This is a genomic window from Microvirga arabica, assembly GCF_016811235.1.
GTDB lineage: Bacteria > Pseudomonadota > Alphaproteobacteria > Rhizobiales > Beijerinckiaceae > Microvirga > Microvirga arabica.
In genome coordinates this window covers 43,680-63,544 of record NZ_JAFBID010000030.1, presented here as the reverse complement: position 1 = coordinate 63,544, position 19,865 = coordinate 43,680, and the positions used below count along the sequence as shown (strand labels likewise).

The 19,865-nt window shown below is 61.2% G+C and carries 18 protein-coding genes and 3 pseudogenes; 11 read left to right on the top strand and 10 right to left on the bottom strand.

Going from position 1 to position 19,865, the window contains the following annotated elements:
• The coding region (locus tag JQC81_RS16265) for an AGE family epimerase/isomerase (RefSeq protein WP_203272841.1) at positions 1-278 on the top strand (278 nt) is incomplete at its 5' end.
• Between the two features lie 65 nt (positions 279-343).
• Positions 344-787: a Crp/Fnr family transcriptional regulator gene (locus tag JQC81_RS16260; RefSeq protein ID WP_246520464.1), complete on the top strand. Its 444-nt coding sequence runs from the start codon at positions 344-346 to the stop codon at positions 785-787.
• A 3-nt stretch (positions 788-790) separates the two neighbouring features.
• Here the strand turns inward: JQC81_RS16260 and JQC81_RS16255 are convergent, their stop codons facing one another.
• The 5 genes from JQC81_RS16255 to JQC81_RS16235 all read right to left on the bottom strand — a co-directional run bounded on the left by JQC81_RS16255 (position 791) and on the right by JQC81_RS16235 (position 7,219).
• Positions 791-2,776, bottom strand: a complete 1,986-nt coding sequence (locus JQC81_RS16255) for an efflux RND transporter permease subunit (protein ID WP_281400287.1) — start codon at positions 2,774-2,776, stop codon at positions 791-793.
• 11 nt (positions 2,777-2,787) lie between these two features.
• Entirely contained in the window at positions 2,788-3,273 is a 486-nt protein-coding gene (locus JQC81_RS33880; RefSeq protein WP_281400286.1) for an efflux RND transporter permease subunit, read from the bottom strand.
• Complete coding sequence (locus tag JQC81_RS16245; protein ID WP_312887533.1) at positions 3,270-4,331, bottom strand: efflux RND transporter periplasmic adaptor subunit; 1,062 nt, start codon at positions 4,329-4,331, stop codon at positions 3,270-3,272. The genes JQC81_RS33880 and JQC81_RS16245 overlap by 4 nt, the downstream gene beginning before the upstream one ends.
• A gap of 188 nt (positions 4,332-4,519) precedes the next feature.
• Entirely contained in the window at positions 4,520-5,890 is a 1,371-nt protein-coding gene (gene hemA, locus JQC81_RS16240) for a 5-aminolevulinate synthase (protein ID WP_203272847.1), read from the bottom strand.
• A gap of 765 nt (positions 5,891-6,655) precedes the next feature.
• Positions 6,656-7,219 (bottom strand): TetR/AcrR family transcriptional regulator, encoded by a 564-nt coding sequence (locus JQC81_RS16235; RefSeq protein WP_203272837.1) that lies wholly within the window; start codon positions 7,217-7,219, stop codon positions 6,656-6,658.
• Positions 7,220-7,561: 342 nt separating this feature from the next.
• On the opposite strand from JQC81_RS16235, the pseudogene JQC81_RS33195 reads away from it, so the two are divergent.
• The 4 genes and pseudogenes from JQC81_RS33195 to JQC81_RS16215 all read left to right on the top strand — a co-directional run.
• Positions 7,562-7,666: pseudogene (locus JQC81_RS33195) on the top strand (7-cyano-7-deazaguanine synthase QueC); the annotation flags it as partial.
• A gap of 182 nt (positions 7,667-7,848) precedes the next feature.
• Positions 7,849-8,415, top strand: coding sequence for a VUT family protein (locus JQC81_RS16225; RefSeq protein WP_203272836.1), 567 nt, complete (start codon positions 7,849-7,851; stop codon positions 8,413-8,415).
• Between the two features lie 7 nt (positions 8,416-8,422).
• Positions 8,423-8,659 (top strand): hypothetical protein, encoded by a 237-nt coding sequence (locus JQC81_RS16220; protein WP_203272835.1) that lies wholly within the window; start codon positions 8,423-8,425, stop codon positions 8,657-8,659.
• Between the two features lie 44 nt (positions 8,660-8,703).
• A complete protein-coding gene (locus JQC81_RS16215) occupies positions 8,704-9,210 on the top strand; it encodes a response regulator (RefSeq protein WP_312887532.1) in 507 nt (168 codons plus the stop codon).
• Positions 9,211-9,432: 222 nt separating this feature from the next.
• Here the strand turns inward: JQC81_RS16215 and JQC81_RS16210 are convergent.
• The 3 genes and pseudogenes from JQC81_RS16210 to JQC81_RS16200 all read right to left on the bottom strand — a co-directional run bounded on the left by JQC81_RS16210 (position 9,433) and on the right by JQC81_RS16200 (position 11,468).
• Positions 9,433-10,144 (bottom strand): annotated as a pseudogene (locus JQC81_RS16210) (IS6 family transposase).
• A 197-nt stretch (positions 10,145-10,341) separates the two neighbouring features.
• Complete coding sequence (locus tag JQC81_RS16205; protein WP_203272834.1) at positions 10,342-10,650, bottom strand: DUF6894 family protein; 309 nt, start codon at positions 10,648-10,650, stop codon at positions 10,342-10,344.
• A gap of 347 nt (positions 10,651-10,997) precedes the next feature.
• Complete coding sequence (locus tag JQC81_RS16200) at positions 10,998-11,468, bottom strand: MarR family winged helix-turn-helix transcriptional regulator (RefSeq protein WP_210347186.1); 471 nt, start codon at positions 11,466-11,468, stop codon at positions 10,998-11,000.
• A gap of 143 nt (positions 11,469-11,611) precedes the next feature.
• Between JQC81_RS16200 and JQC81_RS16195 the strand changes: the two genes are divergently transcribed.
• The 4 genes and pseudogenes from JQC81_RS16195 (at position 11,612) to JQC81_RS16180 (ending at position 13,917) form a co-directional block, all read left to right on the top strand.
• A complete protein-coding gene (locus JQC81_RS16195) occupies positions 11,612-11,884 on the top strand; it encodes a hypothetical protein (RefSeq protein WP_203272833.1) in 273 nt (90 codons plus the stop codon).
• 343 nt (positions 11,885-12,227) lie between these two features.
• Positions 12,228-12,578: a D-Ala-D-Ala carboxypeptidase family metallohydrolase gene (locus tag JQC81_RS16190; RefSeq protein ID WP_203272832.1), complete on the top strand. Its 351-nt coding sequence runs from the start codon at positions 12,228-12,230 to the stop codon at positions 12,576-12,578.
• Between the two features lie 3 nt (positions 12,579-12,581).
• Positions 12,582-12,965 carry a hypothetical protein gene (locus JQC81_RS16185; protein ID WP_203272831.1) on the top strand — a complete coding sequence of 128 codons (384 nt, stop codon included), beginning with the start codon at positions 12,582-12,584 and terminating at the stop codon, positions 12,963-12,965.
• 250 nt (positions 12,966-13,215) lie between these two features.
• Positions 13,216-13,917, top strand: a pseudogene (locus JQC81_RS16180) (IS6 family transposase).
• Positions 13,918-13,991: 74 nt separating this feature from the next.
• Here JQC81_RS16180 and JQC81_RS16175 read toward each other — a convergent pair.
• Positions 13,992-15,383: a fused MFS/spermidine synthase gene (locus tag JQC81_RS16175; protein ID WP_203272830.1), complete on the bottom strand. Its 1,392-nt coding sequence runs from the start codon at positions 15,381-15,383 to the stop codon at positions 13,992-13,994.
• Between the two features lie 904 nt (positions 15,384-16,287).
• Entirely contained in the window at positions 16,288-17,877 is a 1,590-nt protein-coding gene (locus JQC81_RS16170; protein ID WP_203272829.1) for an ABC transporter substrate-binding protein, read from the bottom strand.
• A gap of 764 nt (positions 17,878-18,641) precedes the next feature.
• Between JQC81_RS16170 and JQC81_RS16165 the strand changes: the two genes are divergently transcribed.
• On the top strand, positions 18,642-19,859 hold the full coding sequence (locus JQC81_RS16165; RefSeq protein ID WP_203272828.1) for an efflux RND transporter periplasmic adaptor subunit: 1,218 nt from the start codon (positions 18,642-18,644) through the stop codon (positions 19,857-19,859).
• The last annotated feature ends 6 nt before the right edge of the window (positions 19,860-19,865 follow it).

The following is a 19,865-nucleotide window of genomic DNA, read 5'->3' as shown; positions in this document are numbered from 1 at the left end:
CTTGCGCGGAGGCGATCGGCGCAGCGGCGTTTCTCGCTGAGCACAGCCCGAGCGACTTCCACGAGCAATGGTACCGCACCCTATGGGGCTTCACAGACCGCCACCTGATCGACCATCGGCATGGCGGCTGGCGGCCTGAGCTAAACGAGGATTTGACGCCCAGCGCGACCGTGTTCACCGGCAAGCCGGACCTCTACCACGCCCTTCAAGCCTGCCTTATCCCGCTCTTCCCAGCCACCGGCAGCCTGACCAAGGTCATTCCCGAGACGACCTCTTAGACCGTTCCACTAGGTTCCCTGACGCTCTTTCCTTCTGTCATCATTCGTGGACGCAACCGCAAAGTTTGGTAGTAACCGAAGTCTATTGTGCTGATGCCCCACTCAGCCGGCTGCGCAACATCTGCACCCATTACCCCCGCATCACCGCCGCGTTCTGGCGCGAGACCCTGATCGACGCCTCGGTTTACCGGGAATGGGTGTTGAATGTCGGCCGGCGCGAAGGCGTGAGCCGCATGGCCCATGTGCTGTGCGAGCGGCTGGTGCGCCTGCGGGCTGCGGGTCTGGTTGAGGGCCATGCCTGCGACCTGCCGATCACCCAGGGCGAGTTCGCCGATGCGCTCGGCTTCACCACGGTGCACGTCAACCGGGTGCTGCAGCAGATGCGGGCCGAGGGCCTGATCGAGCTGAGCGGTGACCGGCTGAACATTCCCGATTGGGAGAAGTTGAAGCAGGTGGGCGAGTTCGACCCGACCTACCTGCACCTGGAGACTGAGCAGGCTACCGCATGAGCCTTACCCTTCAGTCCATTCGCGTGGCAACTGGATTTGACGAGCAATTCCGACCGGCGTGTCGAAGGAGATCGTCGCGACTGGCCGCTGTCCCAGTTGGCTGATGGAGCGTGGACCGGCCGTTCGCTCAATCGTGGCGAAGGATGAGAGCGGGATCAGAGCGCCGCTTGCCGAGCGAATGGTCACGAGGTCGAGTGGATCGATTGCCCGGGCAAGGCGTGGGTCGAACTCGATCAGAACCTGATGGCTGTCCGCGCTGCCATGGATCGTTGCTGCCTGCCGGGTGGCGAAGCCGGTGTGCAGGGTCTCGCGCAGCTGCTCGGCCGTGATCCCGAGCTGGCGGGCCTTGTCATGATCGACGTCGAGGGTGGCCTGCAAGGCCGTCTCGTGCGCATTGCTTGTAACGCCAATGAACATGGCATCCTGGCTCATCCGGTGAGCCAGCCGTGCCGACCAGTGCTCCAACTCGGCAAGAGACTGGGCCTGCACCGTAAGCTGGTACGCGCTCCGGCCAGACTGGCTGCCCATCCGGGCATTCTGGGCCGGGGTGACAAGGCTCTCGACGCCGGCCAGTTGATCCAGATCCCGACGGAGATCCGTCAGCACCTGCGCAAGTGGCGACCGATCAGCCTTGGCTTTCAACTCTACAAACAGGCGCCCCTCGTTGAGGCTTGTGCTGACCGTCGCTCCAATTTCTGAGACCACTTCGGCCACATGGGGTGAGGCGCGCAGCACCTGCTCGACCTGACGCTGTAGCTCGACCATCGCCGCGAAGGACACATCTTGGCGCGCGCGGGTCGAGATCATGATCTGCCCAACATCCTCCTGCGGCAGGAAACCCTTCGGTATGGCTCGGAACAGCCAGCCGGAGGCGACAAGGCTGATGAGGAACAGGATCAGCATCAGCGGGCGGAACCGCAGGCTCATGTCCAGGCATACGCCATAGCCGCGTGTCAGCCCTGACATCGCGCGATCCGCCAGGCTGGCGTGCCCGGCTTCCCGCTGCCTGGGGTTGGGCAGGCGGGCGGCGAGCATCGGCGTCAGGCTTAAGGAGACCAGAGCGGAGATCGCCAGCGAGACCGAGACCGTGATGGCGAACGGGCTGAGGATGCGCCCGACCACGCCGTCCATCAGCAGCAGCGGGATGAATGCCGCGATGAGGGATGCGGTGATCGATATGACCGTGAAGGCAACCTCCTTCGCTCCCTTCAGGGCTGCCTCGTAGGGCGCGTCTCCAGCCTCGATGTGACGTACGATGTTGTCGGTCACCACGATGGCGTCATCGACCACGAGGCCGACCGAGAGGGTCAGAGCCAGCAGGGTGATGTTGTCCAGGGACAAGCCGAGCGCGTACATGGCCGCAAACGTGGCCACAAGCGAGACCGGAATGGTGACGCTCGGGATCAGGGTCGTGGCAAGACGGCCGATGCCAAGATAAAGAACGGCACAGACAAGACCGATGGTGAGCACCAGGGTGAAGCTAACGTCCTCGATGGCCGTGCGAATCGGATGAGAGCGGTCATTCATCGTGGTGAGGGATACCCCAGGCCCGAGCTCCTCCCGGATGCGGGGCAGGGCTGCCCGAACCTTGTCGACCACGTCGATTGTGCTGGCATCGGGCCGGCGCTGCACCGCCAGAACTAGCGCGGGTGAGCCATTATACCTGCTGGCGCGCTGATTATCCTCAACGGAGTCAATTACCTTGGCGACGTCGCCGAGGCGAAGCGGTCGCCCATTCCGGTTCGCGATGATGAGATCGCGCCAGGCCTGTGCGTCACCGAGTTGGGTCGACACGTCGATGGTGAGCCGCTGGTCTGATCTCGCGAGGGAACCGACGGGGGTATGCGCATTGGCAGTGCGGACGGCACGCTCCACCTCGTCTACGCCGATGCCGCGGGCTGCCAGGGTCAGCGGGTCAAGCTGGATTCGCACCGCATACTTCTGGCTGCCTGAGATCGTGACCTGAGCGACACCGGCGATTGCAGACAAGCGTGGGGAGATCACGGTGCGAACGAGCGCGTCGAGTTGCGGGGGGGGGGGTACGTGTCGCTTCGCAGGACGATCAGCACGACCGGAGCATCCGACGGGTTGAGCTTGCGGTAGACAGGCGAGCCCCTCATCTCGGCCGGCAGCTGTGGCTGCGCACGCGCGATGGCGGCTTGGACGTCCGCCGCCGCCAGATCGATGTCGCGCTCCAGCGCAAACTCGAGAGTGATCGAGGACGCACCCTGAACGTTGGTGGTGCTGATCTCCCGAACCGACGGGATCGTTGAGAACTCCTTGATCAACGGTGTCGAAACGGTGTTCGTCATGGTCTCGGGGCTGGCACCCGGCAGTGATGTCGAGACGGAAATGGTGGGGATATCAATGCGGGGCAGGGCGGCGACAGGAAGGTGCCGGTAGGCCGCAAGCCCGGCGAGCGTCAGGGCTGCGGTCAACAGGAGTATGGCAACAGGTCGTCTGATGAAGGGCGCCGAGACATTCATTGCCGCGTAGGCCCGATATCGGCGGTGCGAGCTCCCTGCACAAGAGGTGGCGGAGCCAAGGCTGTCTCCACAATCAAGCTGCCCTGCCGCAGGCGAGCCTGACCTTCGACCACCACGCGCTCGCCGGGGGTGAGGCCTTTGGCGATGACGGCCGTGTCATGGTTTGCGGCGAGGGGCTGAACCTGACGCACCTCGACGATGTCTCCTGGCCCGACGACGAAGACATGAGATCCGTTCTGCCCTGTCTGCAGCGCAATCAGAGGAACGGCGGACGCCTCTGGATGTGCGCCGAGCGTCAGTTCAACGCGAACATATTGACCTGGCCACAAGCTGTCGCTGGCCTTCAGGGTGGCCTTGGCGAGAATGGTGCCTGAACCGACATCGACCGACGAGTCGATGAAGGTCAAATCCGCCTCTACTGAGGGCTGGCTATCTTGACCTGCAAAAATCCCCACGCGGCCTTGGTCCTTGGGATCTGCAAGAGCCGCGCGCAGCAACGGGAGATCTCGCTCTGGCAGGGAGAAGGAGACCTGCAAGGGCGACATCCGTGTGATGGTGACCAGCCCATCCCCAGACAAATCGGAGCCGCGCACAACATGGCCTTCGCCGCCCTGCACGACGCCTGCACGTCCGCTGATCGGAGCGGTGATCCGGGTGTGCCCCAGCCTGGCCCGATCGATCGCCAGGGTGGCTTCGCTTGCTGCAACATTGGCGGCTGCGATCCTGACTTCGGCGGCGGCCTCTTCGGCTTGGGCCTGGGTGGCGACGGATCGGGATAGCAACTCCTGGGTTCGCCTGAGCGCCGCCTGCGCTTTGGCCAGCACAGCTCGGTCGCGGGTCAGGGCTGCCTCACCGCGAGCGATCTGCGCTTGGAGCTCCCGATCATCGAGGCGGAACAGCAGATCTCCGGCTGCAACTTCTGCACCATCATGGATGTGCCGCTCGACAATGGTGCCGTCGATGCGGGCCCTCACAGTGACGCGCGCGGTTGGTTCGATCCAGCCGATGCTGGTCCGCGTGATCGGCATTGCCTTTGTTCGGACAGGTGCGGTGATCACGGCGACCGGGGGCGGGCTCCTCTGCGAGAGTGAGGTCTGAACTGATGCTGGAGCCTCAGAAGTCAGAGTTGAGTTTTCTGGTGCCTTCGCCGGTGGGATCCGAGCCGAGGCCTGTCCTTCCGCGCCTGCCAACACGTACCAGAGGCCACCCGCGCATAATGTTGTGAACAGGAGAAGAGCACTGCGGATCACTGTCTGCGCCCCATCTGCCGAGCTGTTGGCGCAGGCTCGTCCGCGTCAAGCACCAAGCCGCTGAACGGCAGGTTGAGCGCCTTCCATGTCTCAATGAGAGCCTGCGTCAGCGCCTCGATATGCGCGCTGGTGTGCAGGGGGCCCGGGGTGATGCGCAGGCGCTCCGTGCCGCGGGGCACGGTGGGGTAGTTGATCGGCTGAATATAGATGCTGTGCTTCTCCAGCAGGCGGTCGGACGCCGCCTTGCAGGCTTGTGCATCCCCCACCATCACTGGCACGATGTGCGTCGGCGTTGCCAGCATCGGCAGGTCGGCGCGAAGGAACGCGTCCTTGACCTGGGCCACCTGGCATTGCTGTCCCTGACGCTCGGCCCGCGAGACCTTGAGATGGCGAACGGACGCTGTTGCGGCGGCGGCCACGGCTGGGGGCAGGGCCGTGCTGAAGATGAAGCCCGGGGCATAGCTGCGCACCGCGTCGATGACGGAAGCCGCGCCCGCGATGTAACCGCCCATGACGCCGAAGGCTTTGCCCAGCGTGCCCTCGATCACGTCGATCCGGTGCATCACGCCGAGACGCTCCGCGAGGCCTGCGCCACGGGGGCCGTACATGCCCACCGCATGGACCTCGTCGATATAGGTCATGGCACCGTAGCGCTCGGCAAGGTCGCAGATCTGGCGGATCGGCGCCACGTCCCCGTCCATGGAATAGACGCTCTCGAACACGATCAGCTTGGGCCTGTCGCCGGCGGCCTGGAGCAACTCCTCCAGGTGTTCGAGATCGTTGTGGCGGAAGATCGCCTTGTCGCAGCCGGACTGGCGCACGCCCTCGATCATGGAGTTGTGGTTGAGCGCATCCGACAGGATCAGGCAGTTGGGGATCAGTCGGGCGAGGGTCGAGATGCCGGTCTGGTTCGACACATAGCCCGAAGTGAAGACCAGGGCCGCCTCCTTGCCGTGCAGGTCGGCCAGCTCGGCCTCGAGCTCGACGATGGGGTGGCTGTTACCCGAGATGTTGCGCGTGCCCCCGGCCCCGGTGCCGAGGCGCCAGGCCGTCTCCACCATGGCGCGGGTCACGTCCCGGTTCTGGCCCATGCCGAGATAATCGTTGGAGCACCAGACCGTGATGGGGCGCGGACCGTCCGGGGAGTGCCAGATTGCGCTGGGAAAGCTGCCGGCCATGCGTTCGAGATCGACGAAGGAGCGATAGCGCCGCTCGGCCTTCAGCCGCGCGATGGCGGCGTCGAAATAGCCGGTGTAGTCCCACGTTGCGGGGGCCTTCCAGATCGGTTCGGGCGCCGGCCTGGTGATCCTGAGCGGTGCGCGAGAGCGGGCCAGCAGGGCCACGGCCGTCTCACACCGGCTGTCCATCCGGTCAGTATCCGTGAGCTTCGCCCAGCAGCGCGGAAACTGCGCCTCGCTGTGACAGTGCCTCTCCAGGACCATTGTTGCCTCCCCCGCCCCTTGCTCGCATTCGACCTCAGCCCGAAGTCGTCACGGCTTGATAGTGGTTGAGCCGGCAAAGCGTGCAATACGGACTGAGGTCCAGGGTCCGAGGCGACTTAAGTCTAATTATGGGCATGGGCGTACGACCGACTCCTCACAGGGTCTGGAGGGTGACCTCACTCCTGACTGACCAAGCCGCTGTGTTTTTTGTCTCTTTCACTCCTTCCGCGGAGTGACTCTTGCGTGGTGATGAAGAGCCTAGTCCTGTGCCGGTTCACAATCCTTGCTGATCTCGTCACCGGAAGCGCGCAGCCGCCCCTCCAACCTAGACATCCCGCGCAACTCGTGGGGTCAAGCTCACTGGTCCTGGCAGCCACACGCCATTGTCTGACATCCGCAGGCCATCAGGCGAGCCTTGCCTGTCCTTTTCGGCTGAAGGAAGGTCGCCCTCGCCAATGGTGCCCTCACGAAGCAGACCACGCCCGTCGGCTCAAAGGCCAGATCAACCTTCCCGGACAGTTCGTTAGCGAGCATCCGCTCAATCAGCCGCGTGCCGAACCCTTTACGACTGGGAGGTGTCACTGTAGTGCCATCCCGCTCCTGTCAGCGCATGGCCAAATGCGGGGGATCACCGGGTGTTACCCTCCTGGTAACTGCAACCCGACCTTCTGGGATCAACAGTGCTCCATATTAAGCAATTCCCTTCCGCAGCAGGCGGTTGACCGCTTGGACGACCCGCTCATGCTCCTCCTCCGAGAAGGGGCTGAGGTCGTGCATTTCGAAGCTGTTCAGGCCCTCAATGGCCAGCCAGCCTACCAGCGCCGCGTCCAGATCATCCGACGTGGCTTTCAGGTTTTCCAGGGTCGCCCTGATGACCTCGCGCACAGGATCAAGCAGGCGCGGGTTCTCGGCTGAAGCCGCCAGCATGCCATTGGCGACATCCCTCATTCCGCCCTGGCGCAGCTTGAGCAGTGCTGCCGTGCACAGGCGCGCCTCCAGATTGCGCCCAGGCTCCGCCTGTTCTCGAAGTGCCTCGCGCTCGGCCGAGACCTCGTCGACGAGCCGCTGGACCATGGCCTGAAGCAGCGCTTCTTTCGTGCGGAAATTGTAGAGAAGCCCGCCCTTGCTGACGCCTGCCTTCTCAGCGACGGCGTCCAGCGTCAGCCGTCCCGCACCAATCTCGCTCACAAGCTCCGCAGCCGCGTCGAGGATCTTCTCGCGGGAACTCTTTTGGCGTCGACCACAACCCAACATTCACCACTCTTACGCTAAAACTACCCGACCAAAATACATTCGCCATATCAGCGCCCATTCTTCTGGGGTCAAGGAGATGACGCTATCCAGCGGCTGATGGTCTCGGCGCGGTTCTGTCGCGAGCTTGGCCGATGATTGCTTCCAAACGGAGGTGTGGCTTGGGTGAAGTATGGAGCGGAATGTATTCTCGTTGACAGGCGCACCCGCCTTGGTCCTTATGCCGGAGACGCTGATGGGGTGAGTGCCTGTTGAGGCCCCGCATTCATCTGTTTCGTCCACCTACGTTCGTCGGCACGTGAGCCGATCCGGTCGCAGCCTACCCGGTCAAAACAAGGAGCCCTGGTGAAGACCCTCGTCATCTGTTCCGGCGGACTAGACTCCGTCGCGCTTGCGCACAAGGTTGCGGCTGAGCAAACCCTCACGCGTTGCGTCTCCTTAGACTATGGCAGCGCCACCACGGACGCTGCGGCGCCTGCGTTGAGCGGCGCAGGGCCTTTCACGCTGCCGGCCAGATCGATCCGACGTCGTACGAAGATCCAGACGATTGGATCAGTGCCTGCTGTAAGCACTGGGCCAAACAGCCTTCTTAGATTCGGCGACAAAGCATCAATCTCCTGAAAGGTACATACGTGATCCCTGATCTCCGCCGCCGCATTGAGGGCTTGGCAGTCCTCGCGGGTTTTACCGCCTGTATCCCAGCCGCCAACTGGCTCGTTAGCAACGTCGGCACCGTCTGCGTTCCGGAAGGTCCCTGCCTGATCCCCGTGGCCCCAGGGATTGCGGCTCCCAGCGGCGTGCTGGTGGTCGGCCTTGCCCTTGTGCTGCGCGATCTGGTGCAGCGGCGGCTGGGACGATACTGGGCCTTAGCCGCCATTGGCCTTGGGGCAATCCTCTCGGCAGTGTTTGCTCCTCCATCGCTGATTGTCGCCTCGACCGCAGCCTTCCTGCTGTCCGAACTGGCGGACCTGGGCGTCTACACGCCGTTGCAGAAGCGGGGCCTCGTCTTGGCAGTCGTGGCGAGCAGCCTTGTGGGCTTGGTCATCGACAGCGCAGTGTTTCTGTCCCTGGCGTTTGGCAGCCTTGAGTTCCTGCTGCCGCAGACCATCGGCAAAGCCTGGATGGTGCTGTTGAGCATTCCGGCGATCGCGTGGCTGCGGCGGCGCGACGAGCGGATTGGCATGCCTGTGTATACCTGAGGCACTCATGAGCCAGAGATCTCCATCACCGGAGCCGTCGAATGTTCCCATCGCTATTGTGATTGGGAGCGTGATTGGCGTCCTCGTGACCACAGCGTACCACCTGTCGCAGGATCACCCACAGTACGCTCCCGGAACAGTGCTCCACCACTTCATCCCGGAAATGGCTGCCTTCGCAGCAGGAGGTGCAATCCTGTTTGCGATCGTCGCCCTTGTCCTCAACCGCCGCAGGCGTAAGCGTTAACTCCACTTGCAAAACGCCAGCGTGGCCAAGTGCTGGCCGCGCACATGACGACTGCGGCGGCTGGTCACTGGTGGCAGAAACAAAGCTGCATTACCTCCCACCAAGAGTTCGTTGAGTGTTTCATTGATTGTTTGCCAATGCCTGATGCTGATCTCCGCAGAGTCGTCCTCGTTGTGGAGGACGAGACCCTTGTACGTATGTTCATGACCGACTTCCTGGATGAAGCTGGATTCAAAGTCTTCGAAGCTGCCCATGCTGATGAAGCTTTGGCCGTCCTCCAGGCGCGACCCGATATCCAGGCGGTGGTCACGGACATCGAAATGCCGGCGGGCTCGATGAACGGCTTGGAGCTGACCCGGGTGGTCCAGGAGCGCTGGTCAGGGGTTGGGGTGGTCGTCACCTCGGGGCGCGCCCGACCTAATCCTGACGACCTATCGGACAGGGTGGCGTTTTTTGCCAAGCCCTATCGGCCTGACACCATCATCAACGCCATTCGACAGATGACCGCGCCCCAAGCGGATGAGCGGCAGGTGATCAACACGAACAACTGACATAGGCCGGAGGGTTGCCGTCTTGACCGTCAGCCATGCCCGGAGCTGATCCAAAGGATTAGGCAACAGGCCAATCCGGTTCGCTGGCGCATCGGCCGTGAGTCATGGGGGGAAGTCAGGCGATGGTAGGTGTGCGCCCTAGGCTCGAAGGCACCTAAGGTCGGGAAATGGCACTCCCCGGGCACCGTTGCAGTAACTTGAAAAGGGCATAACGGACCCAGTTTAACGGGCCGCTTGGGCCGCAAGACCGAAGAGCCGATTGACGAGACGGATTTCGCCTGTGGCTCGACGCCCCCCGTCCGATGCAATGACCGCGGCGGATCATGCGCATGATCTCAAAACCCGTTAGGGTCGCAACGGCGGTTTTCATCGTTTGAAAGCCGCGGGTCGGACAGATCACGCGCTTGAGCGCGCCATGATCCGCCTCAATGATGTTATTCAGATATTTCGAGGTGCGTTGCTTGACATCCTTCGACAACAAACCTTCGCTCTGCAGGCGCAGGATTGCCCTGGGATACGACGCCAGCTTATCCGTCGTGATGGAGGACGGTGGATAGTGGCTCATTGCCCTTATGGCTTTACGCAGGAAACGATAGGCGGCGTTGGTATTCCGGCGATCGGACAGCATGAAGGCAATTAACCGACCGTGCTTGTCGACTGCGCGAAACAAGTATTTCCACTTGCCTGCTACACACACGTAGGTCTCGTCCACTCTCCAGGAGCCTGAGCGAGGTCCCTGGTAGAGCCGGATTCGCTTCTCGATCTCTGGCGCATAGCGCTGAACCCAACGGAAGATCGTGGATGGATCAACGGCGACACCACGCTCCTGCATCATTTCGGCGAGATCGCGGTAGCTGATGCCGTACTTGCAGTACCAGCGCACGCATAGAAGGATGATCGTGACCGGAAAGCGACGGCGCTTGAACAGAGACAACAGGACGGCTCCTCACATAGCCGCCCCTCCCTATACCGCCAAGGTTAATGCAACATTCCCCGCGAAGGGCAGGTCGGTTTCATACCCTCGCTTATGCCCACATCCAGTCACCGTCGCGTTAACCTGATGGTGCCGGTGATGGTGCTCCCCATCCCAAGGAGTTCTTCCACTGACCAAATCTAAGGAGGGTTAAGGTGTCAGTGCGAATGTAGGCCGGGCTCAAGGCAAAGGCTTGGCACAGCATGCTCCACGGGAGCGGAACCGAGGACCGCATCCTTGTTGGTAACTTGGAGTGACAGCCTCACCGCAAAGGCAGCCATGTCAGAGGCATCCCGGACCAGGAACCCTAACTCGGACGCATCACCGTTCAACTTTCGAGATCTCATGATCTCAAGCAGGCTTATGGCAGCGGCATTCTTGGCCTGTTCGAGATCATTGAAGGTTGTGCCCTCCTCATCGCGCGAGACGTCACTCCCGTCGGCCAAGTCGAAGTAAAAGCGTTGCATAGTCCACTCCAGAAATCTCAGGTTTGCAGGGCGAGAACCTGTTCCGGCGGAGAGGCTTGGGGTTTAACGCTTGTGCGCCTACGCGCCTCCAGACCTGGTTTCCTCACCTTTCTATTGTGTGTAAATGAGTGGCGCGCAATTGTATATGGATCATTCGTTCAAGGCCAACCTGTCGCAGATGACCAGCGCAGTCTGAGTGCAAAAGGTGCAATGAGGCTCTGCTTCGTTTCACGAACTTGGGCCTGTATAGATCGTGGGCTCGTCCATCAGGAAAGCAGGGGTGGCCAGAGGCGCCTGTTCCCATTCTGTCGCCTTGTACCCTCAGGGGGCTGTTGGGGCTGGATAGTCTACTCCAGAAAGCTGTTGAGGCTGTCGCGCAGGCGGATGAGCTCATCCCTGAGCGCCTGAATCTCCTGCGCGGAGCGGCCACTGGCGCAGACCACGTTGTGCCGGGCCTTGGCGGCCTGCTCCCTGAGGCTGTGGCCCTTAGGCGTCAGGATAATCCTCACCTGACGCTCATCCTGCGGATCCCGCTGGCGGCGCACAATGCCAGCAACTTCCAGCCGCTTGAGCAGCGGGGTCAACGTGCCCGAGTCGAGATGAAGCCGCTCGCCGATGTGCTTCATCATCTGGTCGTCCTGCTCCCACAGCACCAAGAGCACAAGGTACTGCGGGTAGGTGAGGCCGATTTGGTCCAGCCCCGGCTTGTACACGCGGTTGAACGCCTGCGACACGGAATAGGCTGCAAAACAAAGCTGCCGGTCGAGCTTGAGGCTGTCTTCAACGGTGTCGGGCACGAGCGGCTGCGGTTTGGCCAAGGCAAACTCCTAGTGCAAAGATGTTCTTTAACGTACCACTGAATAGCCCGTTAGTATAGTTGCGCGGCATTCTATTGCACGTTAATGATGTTTAACCTGCTCACCACGGCAGGCCTTCGCCCCCACGTTCCTGAGAGCCTGCCATGATCCGCATCCCCGCTCCTTTCCTGAGAGGCTTCGCTGTTTTCTTCATCGGAGCCACCCTCGTGATCAGCCATGCAGCTTTTGCAGCGCCTCAGACGGGCGCCAAAGCTGAGGCATCGATGCAGATGGCTGCCGTGGAGAACCATGATGGCGAGGAGAGCCTGCAAGATGTACAGGGCCTCGAACTGGCCGAGAACTGCTACCTCGAAGTGCAGAAGCATCGCGCGTCACAGGGCAAGGTCGTGTCCCGCATCGTGCACGAATGTGACTGATGCCATTAACCGGATCTTCACCACGTGCAACCGCAAGCCTCGACCTGCAAGCTATTTCAGGCCTGCGGAGCCGCCGGATAGGGTCGAGACCGCGGCTCGTGTTCTCAGTGCCTTGTTGTTGGGCACGGCGGTGAGCGGAGGAGCCTTGCTCCTTCAGGCCGCTCCCGCCCACGCGGAGCGGGAGACCGTGCAGGCTTCAGCGGCGTCCTAGGTCAAACCAGGCAAGTTCATCAAGCCAAATGCTGTTGCGGCGAATGCCTCCAGCCCTCGCCGCGTCTGGGTGGATCCGCCGCCGCTCCCAAGCACAGAGCAGGCGGCGAGCACAGCCGCCCCGGCTAAACTGGTGTCGGAATCTGCTCCTGTTGCTCAAGTGGCGTCTGCTGGAGTACCCGCAGCGCCAACCGACTGCCTGCCCGCTGGCCTGCGCTCCGTGCTGAAAAAGGTAGAGGCGCGCTTTGGCGCGGTGAAGCTGGTGTCCACGACCGAGCTGCACACAGACAATCACAGCCGCGGCAGCGTGCGCCACGAGCTGCATGGCGCCTGTCAGGCCGTGGACTTTAAGGTCAAGGGAAACCGGCAGGCCGTTGTCGCATACCTGCGCTCATACCCCGAGGTCGCTGGCGTCAGCAGCTATGGCAACAACGGCGTGATCCACATCGACCATACCGAGCCGCGGCAGATCGCCCAGCGCTAGAACATGCTGACAGGATACCGAGAGAGTGAGAAAACAATGACTCAAACAATCGACCGAACGGCCGGAGCGCGGCTGGCAGCGATCTGCCACAACCGGATTGAAGAAGAGATCATCCGAGCATATGTCCGTCTTGTCTGTACGCTCGATCAGCCCAATGGGCTGCGGACACAAATTGTTGCGCGTTTTGGCACTCTCGAGATCCGCATGACGGAAGCCTTGCTGGGCGAAGTCCCGCCTCAGGCACCACGCTTCCGCATAGAGATCTATTCTCATGAGAGTGATGCGGTTCTCGACAGCGGTGACTACTTCGAGTTCGATGAGGATGAACTTAGAGCAGCGGTCGATCTCGTCGTTTCAGCTCAGGTGATGCAGTTTCACCTGCATTAAATGGATGCATCTAAACACGGTTGCGGAAAACGGCGCGGCGTTATGCTCACGGCGGCCTATGCACGAAAATTTCGGGTGATCTCAGTTTTCTCTCGCCGTGCGTGCTCGGGTGTCCCCCGGAATTTTGCTCCATCTCTCCCGGTAGCAGCGATAAAACCAGGAGAAATCGTTAAAGCCATAGCCGAATGCAATATCGGAGGTGATGTCACATTAACCTGAGTATGAGCGATAGGCGTGTAGATGGGCTGGCATGATCAAGTCCGTCAGCTACAAACGTCACCGCTTTCCACCCGAGATCATCGCCCATGCTGTGTGGTTGTACTTCCGGTTTCCGCTGAGCCTGCAGCTGGTCGAGGAGATGCTGCTCAAGCGCGGTATTCTCGTCTCCTACGAGACGGTCTGCCGCTGGGCTTTGAAGTTTGAGCCAGACTATGCTCACCGCCTCAGGCGCAAGAGACCAAACTGTCGCGATATTTGGCATCTCGACGAAGTCGTGGTCACGATCTTTGGCCAGAAACACTGGTTGTGACGGGCGGTTGATCAGGATGGCTATGTGCTCGATGAGATCGTCCAGACGCGGCGCGACACCAAGGCGGCCAAACGCTTGCTGAAGCGTCTGTTGAAGAGGCATGGCCGCCCACCGCAACGGATGATCACGGATAAGCTCGGCTCCTATGCGGCCGCCCGGCGCCAAATCATACCGGCGGTTGAGCATCGCTCGCATAAGGGGCTGAATAACAGGGCCGAGAACTCGCATCTCCCGCTGCGAAAGCGGGAGCGCATGATGCAGGGCTTCCGATCAGCAGGAGGCCTACAGCGGTTCACCTCTGTCTTCTCGGCCATGCGCAATCTCTTCGTCCCGCTCCGCTCCCATCGGTCTGCCCTTGCTACCCACCTTCACCGCCTCCAAGCCCTGGCAGCGTGGGAAGCCGCGGCAGGCGTTCTCGCCTGAAGCCGGTGAAGCAGGGCTTGCTGCGGTCCCCGCACGTTTACGTGACACACCCATGGCCGAGGTGATCGTGAGAGCTAATAGTCCAAAAAGGAGCGGTTCCGGTCGTCTGTGTAAATGTCGTGTGGCTCGCCCCCAGTTCGACCCGTAAGATAGAGCACGCTCGCGACACTACCCGTCCTCGTCTCGGGCAGAACTTGACGGCTGACGAAGGGGAATACGCTGCGGATTGTGGCGTCGATGCTGCGGCTGAACCGATCGGCAAAGCTTGGCGAAGTGATGATGTTCATGATCACTTGGCCACTGGGCGCCACGGCTTGCCTGACGGCCCCAAACGCCTCGCGGGTGATCAGGTCCGGCGGCAGGCTGATCCGGTTGGTGAAGGCATCCAGCACGACGACATCATAGGTCTGGGTGTTGCGGCGCAGGAACGCCCGGGCGGATTCCGGCACGAAGGTCTTGTTCGGGGATAGTGGCTGGCGCAAGAAGTGCTCTTCGCTCACCTCTCGCAGGGCAGAATCGATGTCGACATAGGTGTAGGCATGGAAGCGGTCCTCCAGACCGATGGTGAACCCTCCGGCTCCGATCACCAGAATGCGATGGGGCTGATCCACGGCGAGCCGCCTGAGAACCTCCTTCTCGATGAACTTCAGGTAGGCGAAGCGATGCTCGGGATGGGCCGCAATCTTCGAGGAAGGGCTGTTGTTGATGACCAGGAGGCGGCTGTTCTCGGCCGGATTGGTGACGATTCTCACCTCGCTGTAGAGATTGTTGCTGACGATGCCATAAGCCCTGACCGCGGCGGGGCTGTTGATGGCAATGATGTAGAGCCCAAGCGCACCGGCTGTGAGAGCCAGCTTGTTGCGACCCTCCATCTGCCAGCCGATGAGGGTGGCGAGCGCTACCAGAACCCCGAGCGTCAGCGCCACCGTGATATGGACGCCAAAAAAGGTCATGAACACAAGCGTTGAGACCACTGAACCCAGAAACGAGCCTAGGGTAGACAGGAAGAGCATCAGACCCGTGGATCGGGGCAGGTTGGCTCCGGTGGAGCAATAGGCGACCAATGGTATGGTCTGGCCCAAGAGGTAGACCGGATAGACCAGGAACAGCGAGGTGTGAATGGCGGCCTGGAGTAGACGGTGCGTGAGACCGAGGGTGTCGAGGATCTGAAAGAAGGCGGCCAGGAATGGATGGGCCAGCCCGAAGCTGAGGATCAGGGCGGCGATCAGCAGGTTTCGTGTGAGCTGCCGGCGCACGCCGGACTCATCGCCGGGCGCAAAGCTCGCCCGCCCGCCCGCCTCGTAGCCAAAGGCAAGCGGCAGCAGAACCGCCGCAATGACGATGGCGATGGTGTCGGTCGCGTTGCCCACGTAAGGGGTGAGCTGGCGGATGGCAAGGAGTTCCACCGCAAGAACGGCATAGCCTTCAATGGCAATCGCTCCGAGCAGCAGGGGAGAGGAGAACATGAGCGTTTACCTATCTTTGGCTAAGGAACGATACATAGAATATTCGGCATACGCTCCCACTCTGTTGTGACAGGCCCGATGGCCTAGTTGCCAGAACGATGAGATTTGCTATGGCATTACCTGATACCTCCAGCAGTACATACAGGGATGACAACCATGTTCGATAGTCTGCCGGCGGCGTTGCTCAGCCTCTTCTTGGCCGCGTGTGTGCTCTGGCTAATCTGGCAGGCGTTTCGTCGCGTTGTGTCACCCCGCAAGAGAAGGCACGAGCCTTCCTTCATTGATGAACCCATTCAAAGTCGGATCGAGCCGGCTGATCCCCGGACGGCAGCTACGGTGTCGACCATCCCGGATGCAGCCGACGTCCTGGCTCTCAAAGCAGCGATCGACAACTTGGCGCGGCAGGTTACTGCTCTGGAGCAACGCCTTGCAACTGGTCAAACCAGCCTCCCTGCCCAGCCTTTGGCGAGTGACAGGACTGTCGAGCAGAGCCCGGTGATACCATCTGTGTCGCCAGACCATCGGATCTAGTGCAAGGCGCGGATAGCCCGAGCTTCGATGGTATCAAGGGCCTGCAACGGGAGGCCTGCTCAGGCAGGGATCTTCGGACATTCTTGAAGGCGAGAAGACTTCCCTGGGTGACCCGTACCAGACTGTTGTCGTGAAGATAGACAGTGCTCCGATCCCAGGTCTGCGCCAGAGCGCTCGCGGCCGACTCAGAGATCCTTCAAGCTGATAGGTATGGCTCCGGTTCAAAACCTGTTTGGCAATACGCTAGCCGTACAACGGAAAGGACCGTCCTAGACCTAGGATTGGCCAAGGACGGCTGCGTGTTCATGAAGGCACTAGCATGTGCCGACCCGCCGCGCTGACATAGGGTGACAATACGATTATCCGCGGATCCCTAGTCCTTCTTCGCCCAGTAGAACAGGAGCTGGTTGTCGGCGCGCTGGACGAGCTTGACCTTTTTCGACACGCCCCAGGCGAGGGCCTGCTGGTGCAGCGGGATATGGCCATAGTCTTTGGTGGCAATCTCGAAGGCCCTCTTGATCAGTTGATTGCGCTTCTCCGGATCCGTTTCGACCAGGATCTGATCGGTCACTGCATCAAGATCCTTGTTGCAGTACCCGCCGTAATTGGTCTCGCCCCTGCTTGATCCGGGAGCGTCGCGGCAGCCCATGACGTCATAGAGGACATTGTGGCTGTCGAAGGTGCCAGGGGTCCAGCCAAGCAGCGAAACCGAGGTGGTGTAGCCTCCCGACTTGCCAGCTTTGCCAAAATAGAGGGCCTTCGGCTGCGCTGTCAGGTTCACCTTCACGCCAGCCCGCGCCAGCATGCTGACGACGGCCTGACAGATCGCCTCGTCGTTGACGTAGCGGTCGTTCGGGCAGTCCATGCCGACTTCGAAGCCATTCGGATAACCCGCATCAGCCAGGAGCTTCTTGGCACCTTCGAGGTCGTATTTCGGACGCTCGAAGTCCTTCGAGTGGACAAATAGCTCCGGCGCGATCATCAGGGCTGAAGGGGTCGACAGTCCGCGCATGACGCGGTCGCGGATGAGATTGATATCGATCGCCTTGAAGAAGGCCTCCCGAACTCGCACGTCCTTGAATGGGTTTTTGCCCTTTACGTTCGAGAACAGAAGCTCATCGCGGGCCGAATCCATGTTGATGAAGATCGTCCGGAGCTCCGGCCCTGTGAGCACTTGAGCATTAGGAGAAGAATTGACCCGAGCGATATCCTGCACTGGGACCGGTTCGATGACATCAACCTCGCCCGACAGGAGAGCGGCGACGCGGGTGGCGTCACTCGCGATGGGCGTAAAGACGATCTCATCGAGATTGTGCTCCGGCTTGTCCCACCAACCTGGGTTCGGCTTGAAAACCGTCTTGATGCCAGCCTGATGACTTTCGATCCTGAACGGCCCAGTGCCGTTCGCATTCAACGAAGAGAAGCTCGGCGTGGTGGCGGCCGCCGGCGTTGGAGCAGTGGCGTTGTTCGCCTCCGCCCATTCCTTGTCCATGATGTACCAGGTGTCCCACTGGGAATTCAGGATCGGGTTCGGAGATTTGAGCTTCACGTCAATCGTGTGGTCGTCAACCTTGACGAACTCGGCAGTGGTCGGCACGCGAGTCGTAAAGTTTGAGCCCTGCGCCCGCACCCGAGTGGCCGAGAAGATAACGTCTTCCGCATTGAAGTCGTTGCCATTGTGGAACTTGACGCCTTTGCGCAGAAAGAAGCGCCAGGTCAGGCCGTCGTCGCTGATCTCCCAGCGCTCCGCCAGCGCCGGCTTAACCGCGAGGTCCTTCCCGCGCCGCGTCAGACCCTCGTAGACATGTCCCAGGTGGGCGTTCGTGGTGGTCTCGTTGAGCGTATAGGGGTCCAGGGACTTCAGATCGCCTTGGTTGGCGTAGCGTAGGGAAGCAGCCAAGGTGGGCGTAGATAGGGCTGCAAGGATGATCGAGGCGGGGATGAGGACGCGGTTTCGGATCATGAGTCTGTTCTCCACTGGCGGCTTCGCCTGAGGCGATGGCGACGCTCTCGGTTGGTCCGGCCGGAGCCGGAAGCGTCAGCGTGGCAGGAATTCCGAGGACCGTCCAGCAGGAGAGGGGAGCCTTGAGCCCGGTAGCAGCAGGATCGGCCTCTGCCTATCCGCAAAGGCCCATAGCAGGGTCAGGACCGAGAATGGGCCGAACCCGCCGCACCGAACTGCGAGCAACTCAAGTACCGAAAAGCGCCTGGACGCGGGAGTAATGAGTTGCATCGAAAGTTGGTGCGTCCGCGCTATGCAACTCGTTTTAACTGCGGCATTGTCCAAATTCGTATCGCAAGCAATTGACGGAATAGAGGGTGCAACAGTCTCCACGCCCTGAAGTTCTCAGATTGGCACTAGCTGGAAGGTGGTGGAACATCCGCTTTGGATAGGAATAACGGACGTTCCGGTCAGTGAACGAACTGCACCGCCGGAGGTCCCAGCGTACACCGCTGAGCTTTGAGCTGGCAGCGCTACCCATCATGAAGATTTCCATTTGCCATCCTGTCTTGGCTACCCTGCGTCTGAGGGGTGCAGAAGGTGAGGCCATGTGCGCCAGAACACATTGGTGTCGCTACGGCAGGCTCTAACTGTTCCTTTGCGTACCAATCGATACAAAAATAGCTAGACCGCCTCTTTCAATACGTACCGATTGGTATTATACCGGGCGGTACGAAACCGGCGCACTTCAGGTGTCGGCTAATCTCCGAATGAGCGGCTTCACCATGTCAAGTATTTCGAAAACCCAACTCCTGACCGCCCTCGGTACCGTGAGCGTGATTCTGGGCGGGATCTCTCTCTGGTCTACGCTCGGCAGCACGGCCACCCACGGCAGTGACACGGGGTCGGCGCCGTCCGCTACGCCAGCAACAGTTGCCGCCGTCGACAGTCGCGACGTTTCGCTGTGGGAGGAGTACTCGGGCCGCCTTGAGGCGATCGAGCGGGTAGATCTTCGGCCCAGGGTTCCCGGCGCTATCGAGGCGATCCATTTTCGCGAGGGATCACTGGTCAGGAAGGGCGACCTGCTCTTCACGATTGATGCTGCGCCATACATTGCAGAGGTCGAGAAAGCTGACGCTCAGGTCCGCGCAGCCGAGACCAATCTTGCCTTTGCCCGCAGTGAGCTGGAGCGTGGCCTGAAGATGACCGCCAACCAGACCATCGCACAACGCGACCTCGACACACGGATGAACAACGTTCGCGAGGCCGAGGCCAACGTCAGTGCCGCACAAGCAGTCGCCAAGGCCGCGCGCCTCAACATGTCCTACACCGAGGTGCGTGCGCCGATCGACGGACGCGTCGGGAGAATCGAGGTGACCGCAGGCAATCTCGTTAATGGCGGATCCAGCGCGCCGGTCCTGACCACGATCGTCTCGACCAACCCAATCTATGTGAGCTTCGATGCGGATGAACACGCGGTGCAGCGGGTGCTCGAGTCTCTGCCCGCTAAGGGTGACCGGCGCGACTATCTCGCCCGCGTTCCCGTCGAGATGCGCTCAGGACCGGACACCAAGGTCGAGCGCGGCAAGCTTCAGCTCATCGACCATACCGTCAATGGCGCCAGCGGCACGGTCCGCGTGCGTGCGGTGTTCGACAACAGCAACGATCGGTTGATGCCGGGCCAGTTCGCGCGCCTCCGGCTCGGCCAAGCCAAGACAACGCCCGCGCTGGTCGTGCCCGAGCGGGCCATTGGGGTCGATCAGGACAAGAAATACGTTCTCGTCGTCGATTCGGCTCAAAAGGCAAATTACCGCGAAATCAAGCTCGGGGCAGCCGTGGATGGAGGGCGTATCGTCACCAGCGGTCTTAACCCCGGCGAACGGATCATCATCGGCGGTCTTCAGAAGGTCCGCCCGGGCGCCCTGATCACTCCGCAAAGCGAAGGGCCCGAAACATCCGCCGCGCTCGAAACACGGAGTTCTTCCGCTTCCGCGGCGAATTGATCGCAT

Bases quoted from the DNA above. Each gene is read 5' to 3' on its own strand.
- JQC81_RS33880 (WP_281400286.1), bottom strand. From the start codon at position 3,273: ATGAATGTCTCGGCGCCCTTCATCAGACGACCTGTTGCCATACTCCTG.
- hemA (WP_203272847.1), bottom strand. From the start codon at position 5,890: ATGGACAGCCGGTGTGAGACGGCCGTGGCCCTGCTGGCCCGCTCTCGC.
- JQC81_RS16235 (WP_203272837.1), bottom strand. From the start codon at position 7,219: ATGTTGGGTTGTGGTCGACGCCAAAAGAGTTCCCGCGAGAAGATCCTC.
- JQC81_RS16220 (WP_203272835.1), top strand. From the start codon at position 8,423: ATGAGCCAGAGATCTCCATCACCGGAGCCGTCGAATGTTCCCATCGCT.
- JQC81_RS16215 (WP_312887532.1), top strand. From the start codon at position 8,704: ATGACGACTGCGGCGGCTGGTCACTGGTGGCAGAAACAAAGCTGCATT.
- JQC81_RS16205 (WP_203272834.1), bottom strand. From the start codon at position 10,650: ATGCAACGCTTTTACTTCGACTTGGCCGACGGGAGTGACGTCTCGCGC.
- JQC81_RS16195 (WP_203272833.1), top strand. From the start codon at position 11,612: ATGATCCGCATCCCCGCTCCTTTCCTGAGAGGCTTCGCTGTTTTCTTC.
- JQC81_RS16185 (WP_203272831.1), top strand. From the start codon at position 12,582: ATGCTGACAGGATACCGAGAGAGTGAGAAAACAATGACTCAAACAATC.
- JQC81_RS16175 (WP_203272830.1), bottom strand. From the start codon at position 15,383: ATGTTCTCCTCTCCCCTGCTGCTCGGAGCGATTGCCATTGAAGGCTAT.
- JQC81_RS16170 (WP_203272829.1), bottom strand. From the start codon at position 17,877: ATGATCCGAAACCGCGTCCTCATCCCCGCCTCGATCATCCTTGCAGCC.
- JQC81_RS16165 (WP_203272828.1), top strand. From the start codon at position 18,642: ATGTCAAGTATTTCGAAAACCCAACTCCTGACCGCCCTCGGTACCGTG.